This window comes from Verrucomicrobiia bacterium, from assembly GCA_035577545.1.
Taxonomy (GTDB): Bacteria; Verrucomicrobiota; Verrucomicrobiia; order Palsa-1439; family Palsa-1439; genus Palsa-1439.
The window spans coordinates 17,861-35,061 of record DATLVI010000007.1 but is presented as its reverse complement, the minus strand read 5'-3'; the positions used below and the strand labels follow the sequence as shown (position 1 = coordinate 35,061).

The window sequence follows — 17,201 nt, the reverse complement described above, 5'->3', positions numbered from 1 at the left end:
CTCTTTACGGGCTACTGCACCGTTGGGAGATATTTTTTGAGGAAAGCCTCGTCACCCTGGACAGTAAAGAGGTAAGCCTTCCCGCCCTGACTCCACGCAGCCGTGGGTTCGCTTTCGACTTCCTTGATCTGCGGCGCTTCGGTCTTGGGGGCGTCGGGTAACGCAGACTTGTCGATGACAAAAAGCCAGAGGCCGTGACGGCCTTCTTTCATGCAAGCGAGGGCGACTTTGTGGCCCTTCCATTCCACGGCGCTGCCGCCGATGACAGTGACAGACCGGAGACGGTCGGGAACGATGAAGTCCGTCGGCCAGTTCCTTCTGGCGAGAACCTGCCGCAGTTCGCCGAAACTCGTGGCCTTGACGAAGGTGCTGCTGTAACTGGAGGAAACATATCGCACCATATCGGTGCGATAGGCGCTCAGCCCGGTACTGGCTGTTCGCTGGATGATCCACGCGGACAGCACGGTCAACACGACGACGGCAGCGGCTGCCACAACGAGCATGGGTTTTCGCCAGCCAAAATCCGGACGGGCGATTTTCTGTTCAGCGAGAATGCGTTGCTTGAGGCCAAGAGGTATGGGCGTTTCACGAAGCCGGCGGCGAATTGCATTGTCAGCCTGCTGTAGCTGCTCGAACCAAGCGGCCAACTCGGGGTCCTGCTCCATTTGACGCAGGGCCGCCGCAATCGCGGGATCGTTTGCATCATCGACGCCCGGTCGATACCCGAGCAAGATCTCTCTGGCCTCCTGGCTATTCACGTGACTCCTTCACTCTTGCGGCCTCGGATGACTGGCCGTCGGTAAGAGCTTTATAGAGTTGGGACTTGCCACGGGCAATACGCGATTGGACGGTACCGATGGGTACGTCAAGGATCTCGGCAATTTCCTTGTACGAATAGTCCTCAAGGTAGAACAGGGTGAGCGGCGCGCGGTAAAGTTCGTTGACCTGCGCGAGTGAGCTGACCATGGCGGCCGCGTCCAATTGGTCAACCATCGTGGGCGGGACGGACGGCAATTCGCTTGCGACCTCGTCAAGTTCATAATGCGGGAAGCGCACGTGTTTGCGGCGCGCCTGGAGAAACTCGCGGTGCAAAGTGGTGAAGAGCCACGTTTTCGCTTTCGATGGATCACGCAATTGATGCCCTTTGCGCGCCCAGATGAGAAAAGTTTGCTGGGTAAGGTCACAAGCTTCTGCCTCATCGCGCGCGAGATTATATGCAAATTGATACAGTCCTCTATAATGGTTCTCCACCAACGATTCAAAATCCATCGCTGGTGGGTCATTAATTTGTTTGTCCGTAGCCATAAGAGGCACAGCACTGGTTATTGTTCCCCGTTGGGGGTAAACCCCTTGATTCTCACGAAAGCCAGGCTCATCTGCAACAGGAAAAACAAGCGGGAACAAAACTGGCAGTTGTGCATCGCATTTGTCGTAGGAAAGCGGGTCGGTTTAGGGTTGCGGTGCCGTAAACCGGGTACTGTGGCAGTTCGTTCAGGAAGTGGCCGCGTTGTGGTCGATCCCCCGCTATGCAGCCGTCTTCCGGAGTAGTTGTAGTGCCCAAACTCGCGTGTTGCTCAGTACCTGGCTGGGATAGCCGCAACCCTGGGTTTCGGCGGGGGCTTCTATAGCCCCCGCCGAAAAGGGATGCGCAGAATCGTCCGCCAAGGCCTCACAGAATTGGACTTCCCTCGCAGTTCTGTCATCCAAAGCACCCTTTTCCGGATGAGGCACAACCGATGCTCTAACCACCGGATAATGACGATGCACGAATTGCAGATTAAAATGCACCAGGTTTCCGGTGTCGAGGTCGTGGAGATGAGAGGGGCGATCGATGCGCTGGCTTTCGCGGATCTGTCCGCCACATTGGGACGCATGATCGCGGAAGTCACTCCCTGCATTGTCCTGGAATGCTCACGAGTCACCTACATCGGCAGCGCACAGTTGAAAGAGCTCCTCGATTTCGCCCATATGGCGCAAGCACGCGGCGGTGATGTAAAGTGCGTCGGGATCGCGCCGACGATTCAGCACGTGGCCAACCTGATTGCGATGGGTGACTTGATGGAGTTTTTCGATGACCTGCCGCAGGCACTGCTCTCGTTCCGTGGTTTGCCGGCGACCGCGTTACGCTAAGGGCACAGCGCTGGTGCTCCATCGCTACGGCACGTACGTTAGAAGCTCGAAACACTCTCGGCCGCTTTCGGTCAACGCCCAACCGTCCCCGTGCGAATTGCGCTTCACGAGTTCGTGGCAAGTAGCCCGCGCCAGTTCCGGCTCATTGACCCGCTGCACGAGGGGCGGGCCGCGTTGGAGCAGTCGCCGTTGCGTGTCACCGATTTCCTGCGCCGTGCGCGGCCACACCATCACGGGCATTCCCCAAGCCGTCATACCAATTTCATAGGCGACGGGGATGCCAGATGCGGGTTGGATCTGCTCGGTATGAAGCGTGAGCCACGGTAATAGGCGGGCGCCGACGAGTGCCGTAAAGGCGATCGGTTGCTTCGAAATGTACTCCGCAAAATCCACCTTACGGTTGGCTGCGTAGGCCCGGAGTAAGGCGGCGGGATCGAGGCCGATGAGATTCTTGCCGTTGAAGTTGCCGAAGGGCGGTGCTTGCGGGTCGCGTTTCGGGTACCAAATGCGGAAATTGGGGTTCAACAGGAAATTGATCTCGAAATGGAGATGGGCACGTTCGCGGGAGATGCCTTCGCGAGTGTTCGTGGAATGCCCCATTGTGCCGATGATTTGGCCTTTCTTTACGGGTTGGTCAACGACGAGACCACCGGCCACTTCACTGAGGTGCGCGTACAACGTGCAGACCGACACATTGTCCCAGTTGTGGCGGAGCACGATATACCGTCCATAATTCGAGAGACCGGGCTTTGTATTGATAAACGCGACCTCGCCGTCGGCCACGGCGTGAACGGGATCTGTCGGTTCCCCGCGCCGGTTGCGTTGGAGGCACTTGATGTCGATTCCCTCGTGGAAGCGGTGACCTTTGCTGCGGACGCAACCGAACATGCCGGACTCAGCCGTGCCTTCGACGGTGGGTTGGAAATAGTCCGCGTCACCGCCGGGCCGTAGCAGCGCGTCGTTGGCAGTGGGCAGGCAGATGTCGAACGCGCGCGCAGTGACAGCGAGGACGAAGCTGGAGATAATGAGAGGAAAAAGTCGCAGTCGACTCATCGACGATTCTTCTCACCCAACTTATTAAGCGCTTCCACGGCCTTCCTGGCTTCTTCGTCGGTGAAATCGCCTTCCACGAGGAACTGGCCATTGAGGATGCGTTGATCCACAAACCAAGAGCCAACAGGACGTTTGTTGAGGTAGATCACCAGGTATTGGCCGCGGTCGCGCGTGGTCATTTCATCAAGTACGATCGTGCCGTGGGGATCGAACCGCAGAAAAATCGCCTTGCCCCCGGCTGTATCGTACAACTCGGCGGATTGCACGTCCTGTTCGGTGAGTGTGGGGAAGGGGCTGACCGCGAGTTTCACGCCCGTGCGCGGGATTTCGACAGTCTGGAAGGTCTCGGCCGGCAGCGAGGAACTGGACTCCTCGTGGATGCCCAGGTTTACGTCTTCGGTTTTCTTGCCGAAAGTGGCGCAGCCGACGAAGCAGACCGCCGCGAGCGCAAAGCATCCCACATTTTTAAGGGTTTGCATGGCCAGACATTCTATGGTAGCGTGAACGGCGCTACAACAAAATCATGACAGTCGATCCACGATTCCTCAAGGAGGAGGGGGCCGAGGTTTTTACGGGGAACGAGCTGCTGATCAAGGGCGCACTCGAAGCCGAAGGCGGCACCCATCTCTTGACCGGTTACCCCGGTTCACCCATTGCGGGCTTTTTCGATGCGATGGAGTTGGTCGCGCCGCTTTACAAGCAGAAGGGCATCCGTGCGACCATCGCCAACAATGAGGCGCTGGGCGCAGCGATGCTCAACGGTTCACAGATGGGTCCATTGCGTGGCCTGTGTGCCATGAAATCGGTCGGGTTCCATGTCGCCGCCGACGCGTTGGCGCTCGGCAATCTTGCGGGCGCTCATCCGCAAGGGGGTGCGCTGGTGATCATCGGCGATGACCCATGGAGCGATTCAACGCAAGTCCCGGCCGACTCACGGTATCTCTGCAAGCACATCTTCATGCCGGTAATGGAACCCAGCAGTAATCAGGAGTTGAAGGACTGGATCGATCTCGGTTTCAAGCTCTCTCGCGAGGCCAATCTTTTTATCGGCTACATTGTCACCACCAACCAGGCGGATGGCGGCGGTAGTGTTCAGGTGCGGCCGAATTGTTTCCCTGACATCAGTAGCGTCAATAAGTATTCGCTCGACACGGCGCGAATCGATTTGGAGAACACCGTCCTACTGCCACCGCGCACGTGGATCAAGGAAGAGGGCCTGCCGCAACGTTACGCGCGGCTGTTTGAGGTCGCCCGGCGCAATAGTGTAAACCGGATCATCAACGCCCGCGAGAACCCGCGTTGGCGCGCCGAAATCGGTTTCGTCGCTTCAGGCCTTGGGTTCTGTTACCTCGAACACGCGCTGGCGGAACTCGGTGTCGCGGACCAGGTGCCGATCCTCAAACTCGGCATCAGTTATCCGGTCGACCCCGGGTTGGTCACAGAATTCACGCGGCAAGTCCGCAGCATCTTCGTCATCGAAGAGCGCCGCGGGTTCATGGAAGAGCAGATTGCGGAAATCGTCAACCGCCTCAACCAAAACGGCACGGCTGCCAACCGCACGAATGTTTGGGGTAAGGAGTTCCCGGCGGGATTAATCGGGATCCCTGCGACACGGGGCTTGAATCCGAGCATTCTCATTGAACGGCTTGCGCCGCTGGGCCGTTTTTTTCATGACCCAAATCTCGCCATCGACCAGAAGCGTATCGACTGCGCTGTCGAACTGATTCACGAGACCGAGAAGTTTGACATTCACATTCCCCTGCGCACTCCGACATTTTGCCCCGGTTGTCCGCATCGCGATAGCGCCAGCGTGTTGATCGAGATGAAGAAGCAATTCATCGACCCACGTTACATGAAGCAGTACCACAGGCGGGGCCCGGTAGACCTGGTTTTTCACGGTGACACGGGCTGTTACACGATGCTGATGTTCGAGCCGACCAAAGATCTCATGCACAACTACAGTGGCATGGGCCTGGGCGGCGGCACGGGCGCGGGCATCGACCCGTTTATCACCAACAAGCAGGTGGTCTTCCTCGGCGACTCGACGTTTTTCCACAGCGGAATGCTTGGTATCTCCAACGCGCTCAAGCAGGGCCAGGACATCACGTACATCATTCTCGACAACGCCACCACGGCGATGACCGGCCACCAGCCGACTCCATCCATGGATGTGGACATTGTTGGCGAGCACACCTACAAGCAGAATATTGACGGCATTGTCGACGCGATGATCGGGCAGGGCGTGCACGTGGTACGCGCCAACCCCGCCTATCGAGAGACGTGGAAGAGCATGCTCGAGACAACGATCCTGCGTGATGGCGTGAAGGTGATCGTCGCCGACAAAGAATGCGGCATTACCTATCATCGCCGCGAGTCGCGTGAAGAGCGTCGCGAAATTCGTGAGCACGGTTTTGTCGCCGAAAAGCGCTTTGTCAATATCAACCCTGACGTCTGCGAGTATTGCCTCGAATGCACCATCGCCACCGGTTGTCCAGGTTTGACCATCGCCGAGACGCCTTTCGGCGCGAAGATTCAGACCGATCTGTCGTGGTGTGTTGCCGACACGGCGTGCACCAAGATTTACGCCTGTCCATCGTTCGAGGAAGTTACCATCGTCCGCACGCAGAAGCCCCCCGCACCGATCGACGCGATTGATCTTGCCAACATTCCACTTCCCAAGGTGGCCGATTTTGCCGACGCGTGGCACTGCTATCTGGCTGGCGTCGGCGGACAGGGAATCGGCGTTAGCACGGCAACCCTCGTGCGCGCAGGATTCAAGCAGGGTTACCAGGTTTTGTTTTGCGACAAGAAGGGGCTAGCGATTCGCAATGGAGGCGTGTTCTCCCAGATCATTTTCACGAAAGGCGCGAGCGCTACGTCCAACATCATCCCGTATGGCCAAGCGGATTTATTGCTCGGCATCGACCCGCTGGAGGCCACACGCAGCCTGTCACCGAAAGGCAACGTACGCATCGCCAGTCCCCAGCGCACGGTAGCGGTCGTGAATGCCTACAAGACGCCAACGATCCTCACCCTTCTCGGCAAGGAAGACTTCAATGTGGCGGAACTCGAGGAGACGTTACGCCGCTACACCAGGTCGGACGAGTATTTCGGCCTGAACGTGGCCGGTATCTCCGAATACTTCTTCGGCACAAAGTTATACGCGAACGTGGTCATGCTGGGCATCGCATTTCAAAAGGGTCTATTACCTTTGTCACTTGAGAACATTGAGTGGGGCTTGCGCGAGACAATGGGTTCCGCCGCAGTTGACAATATCAAAGCGTTGCAGTTGGGACGCAAGCTCGTGTTTGAACCCGAACTCGTTCACGAACATGAGCTGCATGAGACATACGAGGAGTTTATCACCGAGCGCAAGGATGTGCTGCAGCGTAACCATCGATCCGGTAAGCATTGGGCCCGCGAGTTTGAAGTTCTCATACGGCGTAGTGAGGAATCAATTCGACTCGGGGAACAAACGGAGCGCGACATCGTCTGGCGGTTGTATGATTTGCTGGAGTATGGCGGCGTGGCGACCTATGCACCGCTTTACCTCGACCTGGTCGAGAAAGTGTACGCGGTGGACAGCGCTCAATTCGATCACGCCGCGACCAAGGCGGTCATCTGGAATCTGCACAAGGCGATGGTCATCAAGGACGAGATTTACGTGGCGCATCTGCTCACGAGCGAAGAGAAAGCCCGCCGCGATCACCACCGCTATCACGTGGACACGGAACGGGGCGACCAGATCGTTTACCATCACCTGAACCGTCCCGAGTTTAACATCCTCGGTCGGGATTTCCGCTTCAAGTTGAGCCCGAAGAAGTGGCAACTCAACCTGCTCAAACATCTGCGCTGGCTGCGGCGCCTTATGCCGGCCTGGCACCGTCGCGAGCGTGAGTTCCGCGACTGGTATGTCAGCCTGGTCGAGAACTTCTACTACGAAGATCGCGCCGGCTACGACCGCTATGTGAAGGCCCTGCGTTGCGTCGAGGAGGTTCGTGGCTATCGCGAAGTCCGTTATCCGAAGATGGAAGAGGCGCAACGGAAGGCCGAGGGGTTGGTCTCCCAGCCGAAGAAGACGGCGTCAGCGACGGTTCCTGTGAGGCACACGGTGTAGTTGTTCTCACTCCGACATGAACGAACCTATTGTCGTTCGCAATCTCTCTAATCGGGATTTCCTCGAATCGCATGCGCAAACAGGTCGGGTGGGGCTGGTCGGCGGGACGACGCTGGTTGAGAAGGCGATTCGGAAGGCGGAGCGTCATATCGACCAGCACGAACGCCGGAGTTTGTGGTCGCACGCAATGCTCTTCGAGGGGAAGCGTGCGGATGGGCATCATTGGGTGATCGAGTCGGACCTGCAGATTCATCGAAAACACATCCAGCTTGGCGTGCAAGAAAACCGCATCTCCAAGTATTACGACGAGGAGGTCTTTCCCAACCTGGCGGTGTTGGACTTCGGGTTGAATAACAGGCAGACTCAGGCAGTGCTGAGCGAGGGATTGAGAATGGTCGCCGTCCACGCGGTGTATTCGCTTCGTGAACTGATCGGGACGGCCTTCGCACTGCGGCATCCCAGTTTTCGCTCGGGTCGCAACCGGCTGGCCCGGAGAAGATCAATGTATTGCTCGGGCTTCGTGCAGTACGTGTTCACCCGAGCGGGCATCGATCTGGCCCCTGGTATCCATGCCTCACACGGAACCCCCGAAGATATCTCGCGGACGCCGGTCCCGCACGCAACTTATCTGTTGGGCCGATAATTCATGAACTGCCGGCGTTATTTCTTTGTTCGTGTGCTGGCGGAATCCTCGACACACGGCGCGGCGAGAGCTGTCCAGCCCGTCTGGTGATTGGCACCGAGGCCGCGGCCATTGTCGCCGTGGAAGTATTCGTAGAACAACACCAGATCTTTCCAGTACGGGTCGACAGCGTACCGGGGCTCGTTCCCATGACAGGGACGGTGACCACTGGCGTCAGGCAGGAAGAGGCGCGCCAAGCGCGTGCGCAATTCGTCGGCCACTTGTTGAAGATTCATTAGGTGACCCGAGCCGGTCGGGCACTCGACTTTCAGTGTGCTGCCGTAGAAGTGATGGTACCGCTCCAGGGCCTCAATGAGCAGATAGTTGATCGGGAACCAGATTGGGCCGCGCCAATTCGAGTTGCCGCCGAACAGGCCCGTATTGGATTCGCCGGGCACATAGTCGACGCGATACTCCTCGCCGTTGACATGAAAGACGTACGGATTGTGCTCGTGATATTTGGATACCGAACGAATCCCATACGGCGAGAGAAACTCACTTTCGTCGAGCATGTAACGCAAGACGCGCTCCAGCCGTTCGCGCGATGGGATTGCCAGTAGCCGATGCCTGTGTTGGTGTTCCTGGCCATCGGAGTCCATATAGGAGATGTGCTCCGCCAGATCTTTGCGATTATCCAAAAACCACTGTAAGCGTTTCGTGAAGCCGGGCAGCTTCTGGATTACCTCGTCCTCGATCACCTCGACAGCAATGAGCGGCAGCAGCCCCACCAACGAACGCACCTTCAACCGGGTCGTGTGCCCGTCCAGATACAGTTGATCATAATAAAATCCGTCTTCCTCGTCCCACAACCCGGTGCCGCCATGGGTATTGATCGCGTCAGCGATGGCAACGAAGTGCTCAAAGAACTTCGAGGCCATATCCTCGGTCGCTGGATTGTCCTGCGCGAGCTCCAGCGCGATGGAAAGCATGGTGCTGCAAAAGAATGCCATCCATGCGGTACCGTCGGCTTGTTCAAGGCGTCCACCGGTGGGTAGCGGTTTCGAGCGGTCGAAGACGCCAATATTATCCAGGCCGAGAAAGCCACCGCCGAAGATGTTCTTGCCCTCCGCGTCCTTGCGGTTGACCCACCACGTGAAATTGATCACAAGTTTCTGGAACGTGCGCGATAGGAAGACGCGATCCCGCTCGCCACGGTCGCCGGTCATCTTGTACGTTCGCCAGCACGACCACGCGTGCACGGGCGGGTTCACGTCGCCGAACGCAAATTCGTAAGCGGGAATCTGCCCGTTCGGGTGCATGTACCACTCGCGCAGGAGGAGTACGAGCTGGTCTTTGGCAAACTGCGAGTCCAGTTTGGTGAAGGGGATCATGTGGAAGGCGAGGTCCCACGCAGCGAACCATGGGTATTCCCATGTGTCGGGCATCGAAATAACATCGCGACTATAGACATGCTTCCAATCCGCATTGCGGCCATGGCGGCGAAGGGCGGGCGGAACCGGTTGTTGCGGATCTCCGGTGAGCCAGTCGTATACGATGTAGTGATAGAATTGTTTGCTCCAGAGCAACCCCGCGTATGCCTGGCGCACGATGTTGGTTTCCGGACTGGAAAGCTGGGGAGTGATGAGCGTCGCGTAAAACTCATCCGCTTCGCGCTGGCGAGCAGCAAAAATATCGTCGAATTCCTGACCCAGGTTTTTTTGCGGAGTAAGATCCTGGTTGGACAAGCGGACGCGCAGGACGACTTCCTTACCGGCGGGGATTTCCAGTTTGTAGTAGGCCGCCACCTTGGTGCCTACCGATTCGGGATTCACGGCATCGGTCTTGCTGCGGACGATGTAGTCGTGGAAGGCGTCCTTGACAAATGGTGTGTAATTGTCAGCGCCATAGAGTTCCTTTGTATTTGTCTCGTTGTCGGTAAAAAGAAATTGCGGCGCTTTCTTATCCGGCCCCGGTCCTGCAACCAGCCAGTGTTTTCCGAAATTGACGTGCTCACCTAGAAGAGTGGAATCCCCGGCCGGTATGATGCGCGGTTTGATCCAACAACCATCGTGTTTGCAGCCCCAGATCCAGGTGTTGCGATACCAAAGCGTGGGTAGGAGATGTAGCGTCGCGGCCTCCGGACCGCGATTGGCCGCGGTAATCCGGATCAATATGTCGTCTGGACCGGCTTTCGCATATTCCATGAACACATCGAAATACCGATTGTCATTAAAAACGCCGGTATCGAGCAACTCGAACTCGGGGTCATTCTTGCCGCGACGACGATTCTCCTCCACCAACCACGCATAGGGAAATTCGGCTTGAGGATATTTGTAGAGCGCCTTCATGTAGGAGTGCGTCGGCGTGGAGTCGAGGTAGAAGTAGCACTCCTTTACATCCTCACCGTGGTTGCCTTCGGGGCCGGCGAGGCCAAACAATCGCTCCTTCAGGATTGGGTCTTTCCCATTCCACAAAGCGAGCGACAGGCACAAGCGGCACTCGCGGTCGGTAACTCCAAGTAGGCCATCCTCGCCCCAACGGTAGGCTCGGCTGCGTGCGTGATCGTGCGGGAAATAATCCCAACACTCGCCGGACTCGGAATAATCCTCGCGAACCGTGCCCCATTGCCGTTCGGAGAGGTACGGCCCCCAGCGTTTCCAATTCTTTTCGCGGCGGGCATCCTCGCCGAGCCTGATCTCTTCCTGAGTCATCGCTTCCTCGTTCCCGTTTCAACCGATGGAAATGACGTTCTTGATTCCACCCACCTTGCCCAACAACAGGTCCCGATAACGCTCCATCGGATAGCGCTGGGTAATCAGCGCGCGCACGGCCCCGGGCCATTTCTTCATAAAGATTTTCAGGTCAGTAATCGCGGACTCGAACGCCTCACGGTTGGCGTTGACCGTGCCGAACATGACCTGGTTCTTGAGAACAAGATTACGCATGATTAGATCAGCGTCCAATTCGATCGGCCCTTTGCGCCCGGGGACCCCGGTGAAAAGAAACACCCCGTTCGTTCCGAGCCGCTCCATCAACTGGAACGATACGCCCGCAGCGCCCGTCGCTTCGTAGACCATGTCGATGTTGCCGACCAGCGCCGCGAGTTGATCCAGCGAGGTATCTTTGCCGGACACATACATCGCTCCGATGGAGTCTACTACGGATGATTTCGGACTCGGCTTGGGTTCTTGTGAATACACGAACGTTTGGAACCCTTGGTTTACCAAAGCCATCGCCCCCAACAGGCCCACCGGCCCGGCGCCCAATACTACCGCGCGGTGACAGGAAGCCGGTGCTTTCCCTGGTTCCAGAGGACAGGCCCACGGCAAACGCTGTTGTACCTGCCACAACTGCGTCAGCCCTTTCTCCGCGATCGTCAATGGCTCGACGAGTACTGCGACATCCCGCAGTTCGTGGGGCACGACGTTCATATACTTCTCCTCGTCCACGATGAACTCGGTCATGAACCCGTGTTGCTCCTTGATGCCGCGCTCCGTGAAATCGCCGGTGTAACAGAAATCCTGTCGATCCGAACGGCAGGCCAGGCACTCCGCATGGGAACACGGACGCCGCACCATCATCACGATGAGATCGCCGGGTTTGACGCGCGACACGCCCTGGCCCACCTCGATCACTTCCGCCAACGATTCGTGCCCGATGACCAAATGGTCAGACCCACTCGGTGGCGTACCGTACTGGAACACGCAAATCTCCTTGTCAGTACCGCAGACGCCAACCTCGAGCATCCGCAGTTTCGCCTGTGTCGGTGACGTGAGCGCCGGCTCGGGATGCGAGATCAGCGCGAGTTCCTGCTTTGCGGGAAAAACGGCAATGGCTTTCATGGTGATTTGCTCATGACGGTGATGCAGCAGCGACAAGCTCGATGCGTGAAGCCATTTGCGTCGTCGCCTCCGAGCCGCGAAATGTGCCGGTAATGGGCGCAGCCCCGCGCGATGTTCGACTGGCCGCGACCGCGATGTGGCGGTCGGACACGGCGAGGCCCAGCGTCGGATCGTAGCCGCGCCAGCCGCCGCCGGGCAGATAGACTTCGGCCCAGGCATGCAAGTCGCGCTCCGACAACCCGGACACACCCTCCTGATAGCCGCTCACAAACCGGCTCGCGATGCCTTGTGCGCGGCAGGCATCCATGAATAGCACCGTCAGGTCGCGGCATGATCCCTCACGGGCCGCCAGCGTTGCAGCCGCGGACAGGGGATCGCCATCCTGGCGGATGACGTTGCGGCAGGTATCGTGGATTTGCTGGGTGAGGAGAAACAGGAACGGAACGGTTTGCCCCTTGGCCTGCTGGACGACAGACTGCGCGAAATGGGCGACAGAGCCATCAATATCGTCTCTCGCCAGATAGGGGACCAGGCTAAGCCCTGCTTCGCTGGAATACTGAATCGGCAGTTTTTCGGCCGTAGGAGAGAGGAGGTAGTCGAATGGGTCGCCGCGCAGAGTTTCGACGGCGAATTTCACCGTGACCTCGAAGGCATCGGTCAGGCTCCCGAACCACACTTCGGTCACAACGTTGCCTTCGCAGTCGAGACACTCAGTCATTACATCGGGGTAGGGATTGACGGACAGTGCAAACCGATTCACGCGCTGCTGGCCATCACTGCGGGGATGAAACCGCAGCGTGTGCGGCTCCAGGAACACCGGTCGGCTGTAGCGGTACGTGGTAATGTGCGTGACTTCAAAAAGCATGGACGAATCTATCCCGTCCGGGGTTGCTGGAGAATGGTGATTTTGTCGGCGTGCGGCATGAGTTTGGAGAAGGCGTGCTCGATCCATTCCGAGGGTAATTCGCTCACGGATTTGCGGAGTCGCTCCTGCCACCAGTTGGAAATATCCAACAAATCCTCCCTCTTGTAGCGGTGTTCGACCAACTGGAAGGAATCGCGCGGATACAGGACAACATCCATCGGAAAATCCACGTCCGCGGCGCTGATGCGCGTCGAATCGAACGCCAGGCAGCCAACCTTGAACGCAAATCGCATCGTGTCCTCGAAGGTCAGCGTGCGGTCGAGTACCGGCTTGCCATAACCGCCCGCGCCGATGATCTGGTACGGCGTGCCCTGGCCAATTTCCACCCAGTTGCCTTCCGGATACACCAGGTACATTTTGTGTTCGGTGTCACCCTCGAATTGCCCGCCGATCAACCCGTAGATGTTAAACAGCAGGCCGCTCTGTGCGAGCGCTTCCTTGTCCTCTTGGGCTACGCGACGGACCTGTGCCGCAAAGGAATTAACCGCCTTGAAAATCCGGTCGTAGGACTGGTTGGGGTCATTGAGCGCTTCCTCAAAATACGTGAGCGCCTTGTCGCGCACGGACCGCAAGCCCGACGCCATCAGGAACAGCGATTGCCGCCCCCGCTGGTGTGTGTACACTTTGCGGGCGGTGATCACCTCGGTGCCGATCGTCACTCGCGTGTCCGCCAATCCCACCAGTCCCTCGCGCACTTTAATGCCCAGGCAGAATGTCATTCGTCGATCTCCTCGCTATTTGAACCGTGCTCCCTCCGCCAGCGGGCGAATCGCAAAAAACGTCTCAAAAATCGCGCCACCGACCAGGTTGAGCCGTGTCTGGAATCCATCCAGGAACTCATGCAATCCGCTGGCAATTATATCGCCGACCTGTGCAAAAGCGACATCGGAGCGCAATTGCCCCAGCCGCTGCTCGGCGGGGTTGCGAAACGTCCCCAGCGGCGTGCCTGAAATCAAATGCAGCGATTCCTCCGACTTGATCAGGCAATGGTGGATCGCGCGGGGGAACTCGCGGTCGAGCAGCAGGAAATCCACGACCTTCTCGGGCAGGATGCGTCCGTGCCGTTTCCGGTACATTTCAAACGCGCTGGCCGACCGCAGGACCGCGGCCCACTGGATGTCGTCGATCGGCGTGCCGACGTCCGCGGGCGTCGGCAGCAGGATAAAGTATTTGACGTCCAGGATGCGCGAGGTCTTGTCCGCCCGTTCCAATTGCAGACCGAGCCGGCAAAAATGCCAGCCTTCGCCATGCGACATGGTCGCATTCATCGCTCCCCCGAACGCCTGGCTGGCGTTGCGCACCGCGGCGAAGAATTCCGCGGGCTCGTCCAGTGTCTCTTGGGAATGGGCGGCGTCGTTGACCATCAGATAGAATTTGTTCAACTGCTCCCACATCTCCGAGGAAATGATTTCCCGCACCGAGCGGGCATTCTCGCGCGCCGAACGTAGGCAGGAGAGGATCGAGTTGGGATAACTCGCGTCGAACGCCAGGAACCGGATCACGTTTTCGCGCGTGGCCACGGGATGCTTGCCGGCAAAGAGCTTTTGGTCGCCCGTGGTGTTGACCATCGGCTCCCATTGCTCCTCGGCGCCCATCGGCAAATCCAGCATCAGGCGCAGGTTGACATCCATGAAGCGCGCCACGTTCTCCGCGCGCTCGATGTAGCGGCTCATCCAATAAATCGAATCGGCGACGCGGCTGAGCATCAGTGGATTCCTTCGGCTTCGCCACCGCCGCCGTCGGACAGCACCCACGTGTCCTTGCTGCCGCCGCCTTGGGACGAATTCACCACCAGCGAGCCCTTCTTGAGCGCTACGCGTGTGAGGCCACCGGGCAATACATAGATCGACTCGCCATAAAGAATGTAGGGACGCAAATCCACGTGCCTGCCTTCAAAATGATCTTCCACCAGCACCGGCACGCGTGAGAGCGACAACGTCGGTTGGGCGATGTAATTGCGCGGCGCAGCCTGGATCTTCACCGCGAATTCCTCGCGCTCACTTTTCGTGGCATGTGGTCCAACCAACATCCCGTAACCGCCCGACTCGTTCGCCGCCTTGACGACCAACTTGTCGAGGTTCTCCAGCACATGTTTCCGTTCCTTATCCTCCCAGCACATATATGTCGGCACATTCGGAATAATCGGCTCCTGGTCGAGGTAATACTTGATGACCTTCGGAATATAAGCGTACACGACCTTGTCGTCGGCCACTCCCGTGCCCGGTGCGTTGGCCAGCCCAATACGTCCCGCTTTGTACACGTTCATCAAGCCCGGCACCCCAAGCGCCGAGTCAGCCCGGAACGTCCGCGGATCAAGAAAATCATCGTCGATGCGCCGGTAAATTACGTCGACACGTTCAAAGCCCTTCGTCGTGCGCATCACCACCAGGCCGTCGATCACGACCAGGTCCCGCCCTTCGACCAGTTCCACGCCCATCTGCTGCGCGAGAAACGAATGCTCGAAATACGCAGAGTTGTAAGGGCCCGGCGTCAACACGACCACCCGCGGCGACTCCACCCTGGACGGCGCGATGGATTCCAGCATATCCAGCAGGCGGCTCGGATAATCCACGACGGGACGGATTCGCGTCGCCGCAAATAATTGTGGAAATGTTCGCTTCATCACTTGCCGATTTTCCATGACGTAGGACACGCCGGACGGGCAACGGAGATTGTCCTCCAGCACATAGACCTGTCCATCACCGTCGCGCACGAGGTCCGTGCCGGTAATGTGGCACCAGATTCCGCGCGGCGGATCGATGCCGACGCACTCGGCGCGGAAGCTCTTGGCGGAACGGATCACTTCTTCGGGCACGACACCGTCCTTGATGATTTTTTGTTTGTGGTAGAGATCGTCGAGGAAGAGGTTCAACGCCTCGATGCGCTGCTTGAGGCCGCGCTCGATCCGGTCCCACTCCTTGGCGCCTACCACGCGCGGCACGACGTCGAACGGGAAAATGCGCTCGGTACCCGCGGCATCGCCGTAAACATTGAAGGTAATCCCGAGTTGGAGCAGGGCATGCTCGGCCGCGCGTTGACGACGTTGCAGTTCCCCCTGCGGCAGAGTTTGGAGTCTTTGGACCAGCGCTTTCGCCTCGTGTCGGGGAGAACTATCTGGCGAGAACATCTCGTCAAAAAACCCATCGGTATTGTAGCCGTCAAATTTCATGACACAACGTGCCCTGTTTCTCGCACGCGCACGACGGCCGCCCAACGCCAAAGACCTTCCTTAACCCGTGAAGCTGTGGACAATAGAAAAACAGATTCATGTGCCAAAGTCAACCCCTCGTGAAGCGCCTTCGCCACCGAACCGACGCCCACAGAAGCCTGATATTTGTCGTAAAACGCCTCTCTGACACCCGAAAACGGCTCCTAAATGGGTTCGTTTTCCAGAACGAACCCATTTATTTTGCCCCACTCGGACGGTTGTAAACACCTTTCCATCAGCGGAATACATTTGTATTTAGGCTCACATGAAAATGGGTTCGTTTCGCAGAAACGTATATGGACGCCCGACCCCTGTCGTACGGACACCACGATAGCGCCATTTTACCCCCATACCGAAGGCCGACGTTTCCCCGAACCAAGCCCTGGACTTTCGACTTGTCCGCCGTAGCCTTTGCGAAGGAGGAAGCCTCCCCGCGAAGTCGGTTTGTCAAAGAACTGGGCCGATCATACCCTTTCCAAAGTGTCCTGTCCAGATAAAAATATCAATTAACGATATTCAGAAATTGTAGGGCAGGCGCTCCGTCTGGCGCCTTGATGTCCCGCCGACCAAGCTTGTTGCCTTCCTCGGATAGGTTGCTCACGGCAAACACCATGGTTATACTCCGTGCTATGACGGGGTAGCGCCATGGACGAACTTAATGAGAAACTGATCAAGGGCAAGGAGCGCATTGCCCAAGCCGGTCGCTCTCGAAAAGGCATAGCTCCCGCTCCCGCTAAGCTGCGTCTTCCGCCCGGCCAGCATGAAGTGAAGAACTGGCCCGTCCTCGATCTTGGTATTCAGCCGGAAATCCCGCTCGACAAATGGTCGCTGAACATCGAAGGCCTCGTCGAAAACCCCAAGTTGCTCACGTGGCCGGATTTTATGGCCCTGCCGCAGGTCGATCGTACCGCCGATTTCCATTGCGTCACCACGTGGAGCCGATTCGACAATCACTGGCAGGGCGTGGCCTTTGAAGCCATCTGCGATCTCGTAAAGCCGAAACCGGAAGCGAAGTTCGTCCTCTTCACCGGCTTCGACGGCTACTCGACGAACCTGCCACTCGACTTGGCCCGCGAGGACGCGCTGGTCGTCCATCATTGGGAAGGCCAGCCGCTCGAGCGCGAACACGGCGGCCCCGCGCGCGTCGTCGTCTCGAAAGTCTACGCCTGGAAAGGCGCGAAGTGGGTGAAAGACATCATCTTTCTACCGGAAGATCACCCCGGCTTCTGGGAAGTCCGCGGCTATTCCAACACCGCCGACCCGTGGACCGACGACAGATTCTCGTGACTTGCCGCCGGCTATCC

General features: G+C 58.0%; 14 protein-coding genes. 4 read left to right on the top strand and 10 right to left on the bottom strand.

Annotated features, from left to right (window positions below; translation table 11 throughout):
- Window positions 1–11: 11 nt before the first annotated feature.
- Together VNL17_01740 and VNL17_01735 are read right to left on the bottom strand one after the other, a co-directional pair.
- Window positions 12–758 (bottom strand): hypothetical protein, encoded by a 747-nt coding sequence (locus tag VNL17_01740; protein ID HXI82793.1) that lies wholly within the window; start codon window positions 756–758, stop codon window positions 12–14.
- Window positions 751–1,305: an RNA polymerase sigma factor gene (locus tag VNL17_01735; GenBank protein HXI82792.1), complete on the bottom strand. Its 555-nt coding sequence runs from the start codon at window positions 1,303–1,305 to the stop codon at window positions 751–753. Before VNL17_01735 ends, VNL17_01740 begins: the two co-directional genes overlap by 8 nt.
- A gap of 456 nt (window positions 1,306–1,761) precedes the next feature.
- Between VNL17_01735 and VNL17_01730 the strand changes: the two genes are divergently transcribed.
- Complete coding sequence (locus VNL17_01730; GenBank protein HXI82791.1) at window positions 1,762–2,130, top strand: STAS domain-containing protein; 369 nt, start codon at window positions 1,762–1,764, stop codon at window positions 2,128–2,130.
- A 24-nt stretch (window positions 2,131–2,154) separates the two neighbouring features.
- Here VNL17_01730 and VNL17_01725 read toward each other — a convergent pair whose 3' ends face one another.
- Together VNL17_01725 and VNL17_01720 are read right to left on the bottom strand one after the other, a co-directional pair.
- A complete protein-coding gene (locus VNL17_01725; protein ID HXI82790.1) occupies window positions 2,155–3,183 on the bottom strand; it encodes a M23 family metallopeptidase in 1,029 nt (342 codons plus the stop codon).
- On the bottom strand, window positions 3,180–3,662 hold the full coding sequence (locus tag VNL17_01720; GenBank protein ID HXI82789.1) for a hypothetical protein: 483 nt from the start codon (window positions 3,660–3,662) through the stop codon (window positions 3,180–3,182). Before VNL17_01720 ends, VNL17_01725 begins: the two co-directional genes overlap by 4 nt.
- A 44-nt stretch (window positions 3,663–3,706) precedes the next feature.
- On the opposite strand from VNL17_01720, the gene VNL17_01715 reads away from it, so the two are divergent.
- Both VNL17_01715 and VNL17_01710 read left to right on the top strand, forming a co-directional pair.
- Complete coding sequence (locus VNL17_01715; protein ID HXI82788.1) at window positions 3,707–7,300, top strand: DUF6537 domain-containing protein; 3,594 nt, start codon at window positions 3,707–3,709, stop codon at window positions 7,298–7,300.
- A gap of 16 nt (window positions 7,301–7,316) precedes the next feature.
- Window positions 7,317–7,943 (top strand): hypothetical protein, encoded by a 627-nt coding sequence (locus VNL17_01710; protein ID HXI82787.1) that lies wholly within the window; start codon window positions 7,317–7,319, stop codon window positions 7,941–7,943.
- 17 nt (window positions 7,944–7,960) lie between these two features.
- Here the strand turns inward: VNL17_01710 and VNL17_01705 are convergent, their stop codons facing one another.
- The 6 genes from VNL17_01705 to VNL17_01680 are packed head-to-tail and all read right to left on the bottom strand — an operon-like array spanning window position 7,961 to window position 15,858.
- Window positions 7,961–10,633: a glucosidase gene (locus VNL17_01705; GenBank protein HXI82786.1), complete on the bottom strand. Its 2,673-nt coding sequence runs from the start codon at window positions 10,631–10,633 to the stop codon at window positions 7,961–7,963.
- 18 nt (window positions 10,634–10,651) lie between these two features.
- The gene (locus tag VNL17_01700) at window positions 10,652–11,764 is read right to left on the bottom strand and encodes a glucose 1-dehydrogenase (protein HXI82785.1); all 1,113 of its coding nucleotides are present in this window, start codon (window positions 11,762–11,764) and stop codon (window positions 10,652–10,654) included.
- Window positions 11,765–11,774: 10 nt separating this feature from the next.
- Entirely contained in the window at window positions 11,775–12,629 is an 855-nt protein-coding gene (locus VNL17_01695) for a transglutaminase family protein (GenBank protein HXI82784.1), read from the bottom strand.
- Window positions 12,630–12,637: 8 nt separating this feature from the next.
- Entirely contained in the window at window positions 12,638–13,408 is a 771-nt protein-coding gene (locus VNL17_01690) for a peptidase (protein HXI82783.1), read from the bottom strand.
- Between the two features lie 15 nt (window positions 13,409–13,423).
- Entirely contained in the window at window positions 13,424–14,395 is a 972-nt protein-coding gene (locus tag VNL17_01685) for an alpha-E domain-containing protein (GenBank protein ID HXI82782.1), read from the bottom strand.
- Complete coding sequence (locus VNL17_01680; GenBank protein ID HXI82781.1) at window positions 14,395–15,858, bottom strand: circularly permuted type 2 ATP-grasp protein; 1,464 nt, start codon at window positions 15,856–15,858, stop codon at window positions 14,395–14,397. Before VNL17_01680 ends, VNL17_01685 begins: the two co-directional genes overlap by 1 nt.
- A 684-nt stretch (window positions 15,859–16,542) precedes the next feature.
- Here VNL17_01680 and VNL17_01675 point away from each other — a divergent pair.
- On the top strand, window positions 16,543–17,184 hold the full coding sequence (locus tag VNL17_01675; GenBank protein ID HXI82780.1) for a sulfite oxidase-like oxidoreductase: 642 nt from the start codon (window positions 16,543–16,545) through the stop codon (window positions 17,182–17,184).
- Window positions 17,185–17,201 lie beyond the last annotated feature (17 nt).

Excerpts from the sequence above, each read along its gene's own strand:
- VNL17_01720 (HXI82789.1), bottom strand. The coding sequence starts at position 3,662 with ATGCAAACCCTTAAAAATGTGGGATGCTTTGCGCTCGCGGCGGTCTGC.
- VNL17_01705 (HXI82786.1), bottom strand. The coding sequence starts at position 10,633 with ATGACTCAGGAAGAGATCAGGCTCGGCGAGGATGCCCGCCGCGAAAAG.
- VNL17_01675 (HXI82780.1), top strand. The coding sequence starts at position 16,543 with ATGGACGAACTTAATGAGAAACTGATCAAGGGCAAGGAGCGCATTGCC.
- VNL17_01725 (HXI82790.1), bottom strand. The coding sequence starts at position 3,183 with ATGAGTCGACTGCGACTTTTTCCTCTCATTATCTCCAGCTTCGTCCTC.
- VNL17_01735 (HXI82792.1), bottom strand. The coding sequence starts at position 1,305 with ATGGCTACGGACAAACAAATTAATGACCCACCAGCGATGGATTTTGAA.
- VNL17_01690 (HXI82783.1), bottom strand. The coding sequence starts at position 13,408 with ATGACATTCTGCCTGGGCATTAAAGTGCGCGAGGGACTGGTGGGATTG.
- VNL17_01710 (HXI82787.1), top strand. The coding sequence starts at position 7,317 with ATGAACGAACCTATTGTCGTTCGCAATCTCTCTAATCGGGATTTCCTC.
- VNL17_01685 (HXI82782.1), bottom strand. The coding sequence starts at position 14,395 with ATGCTCAGCCGCGTCGCCGATTCGATTTATTGGATGAGCCGCTACATC.
- VNL17_01695 (HXI82784.1), bottom strand. The coding sequence starts at position 12,629 with ATGCTTTTTGAAGTCACGCACATTACCACGTACCGCTACAGCCGACCG.
- VNL17_01680 (HXI82781.1), bottom strand. The coding sequence starts at position 15,858 with ATGAAATTTGACGGCTACAATACCGATGGGTTTTTTGACGAGATGTTC.
- VNL17_01730 (HXI82791.1), top strand. The coding sequence starts at position 1,762 with ATGCACGAATTGCAGATTAAAATGCACCAGGTTTCCGGTGTCGAGGTC.
- VNL17_01715 (HXI82788.1), top strand. The coding sequence starts at position 3,707 with ATGACAGTCGATCCACGATTCCTCAAGGAGGAGGGGGCCGAGGTTTTT.
- VNL17_01700 (HXI82785.1), bottom strand. The coding sequence starts at position 11,764 with ATGAAAGCCATTGCCGTTTTTCCCGCAAAGCAGGAACTCGCGCTGATC.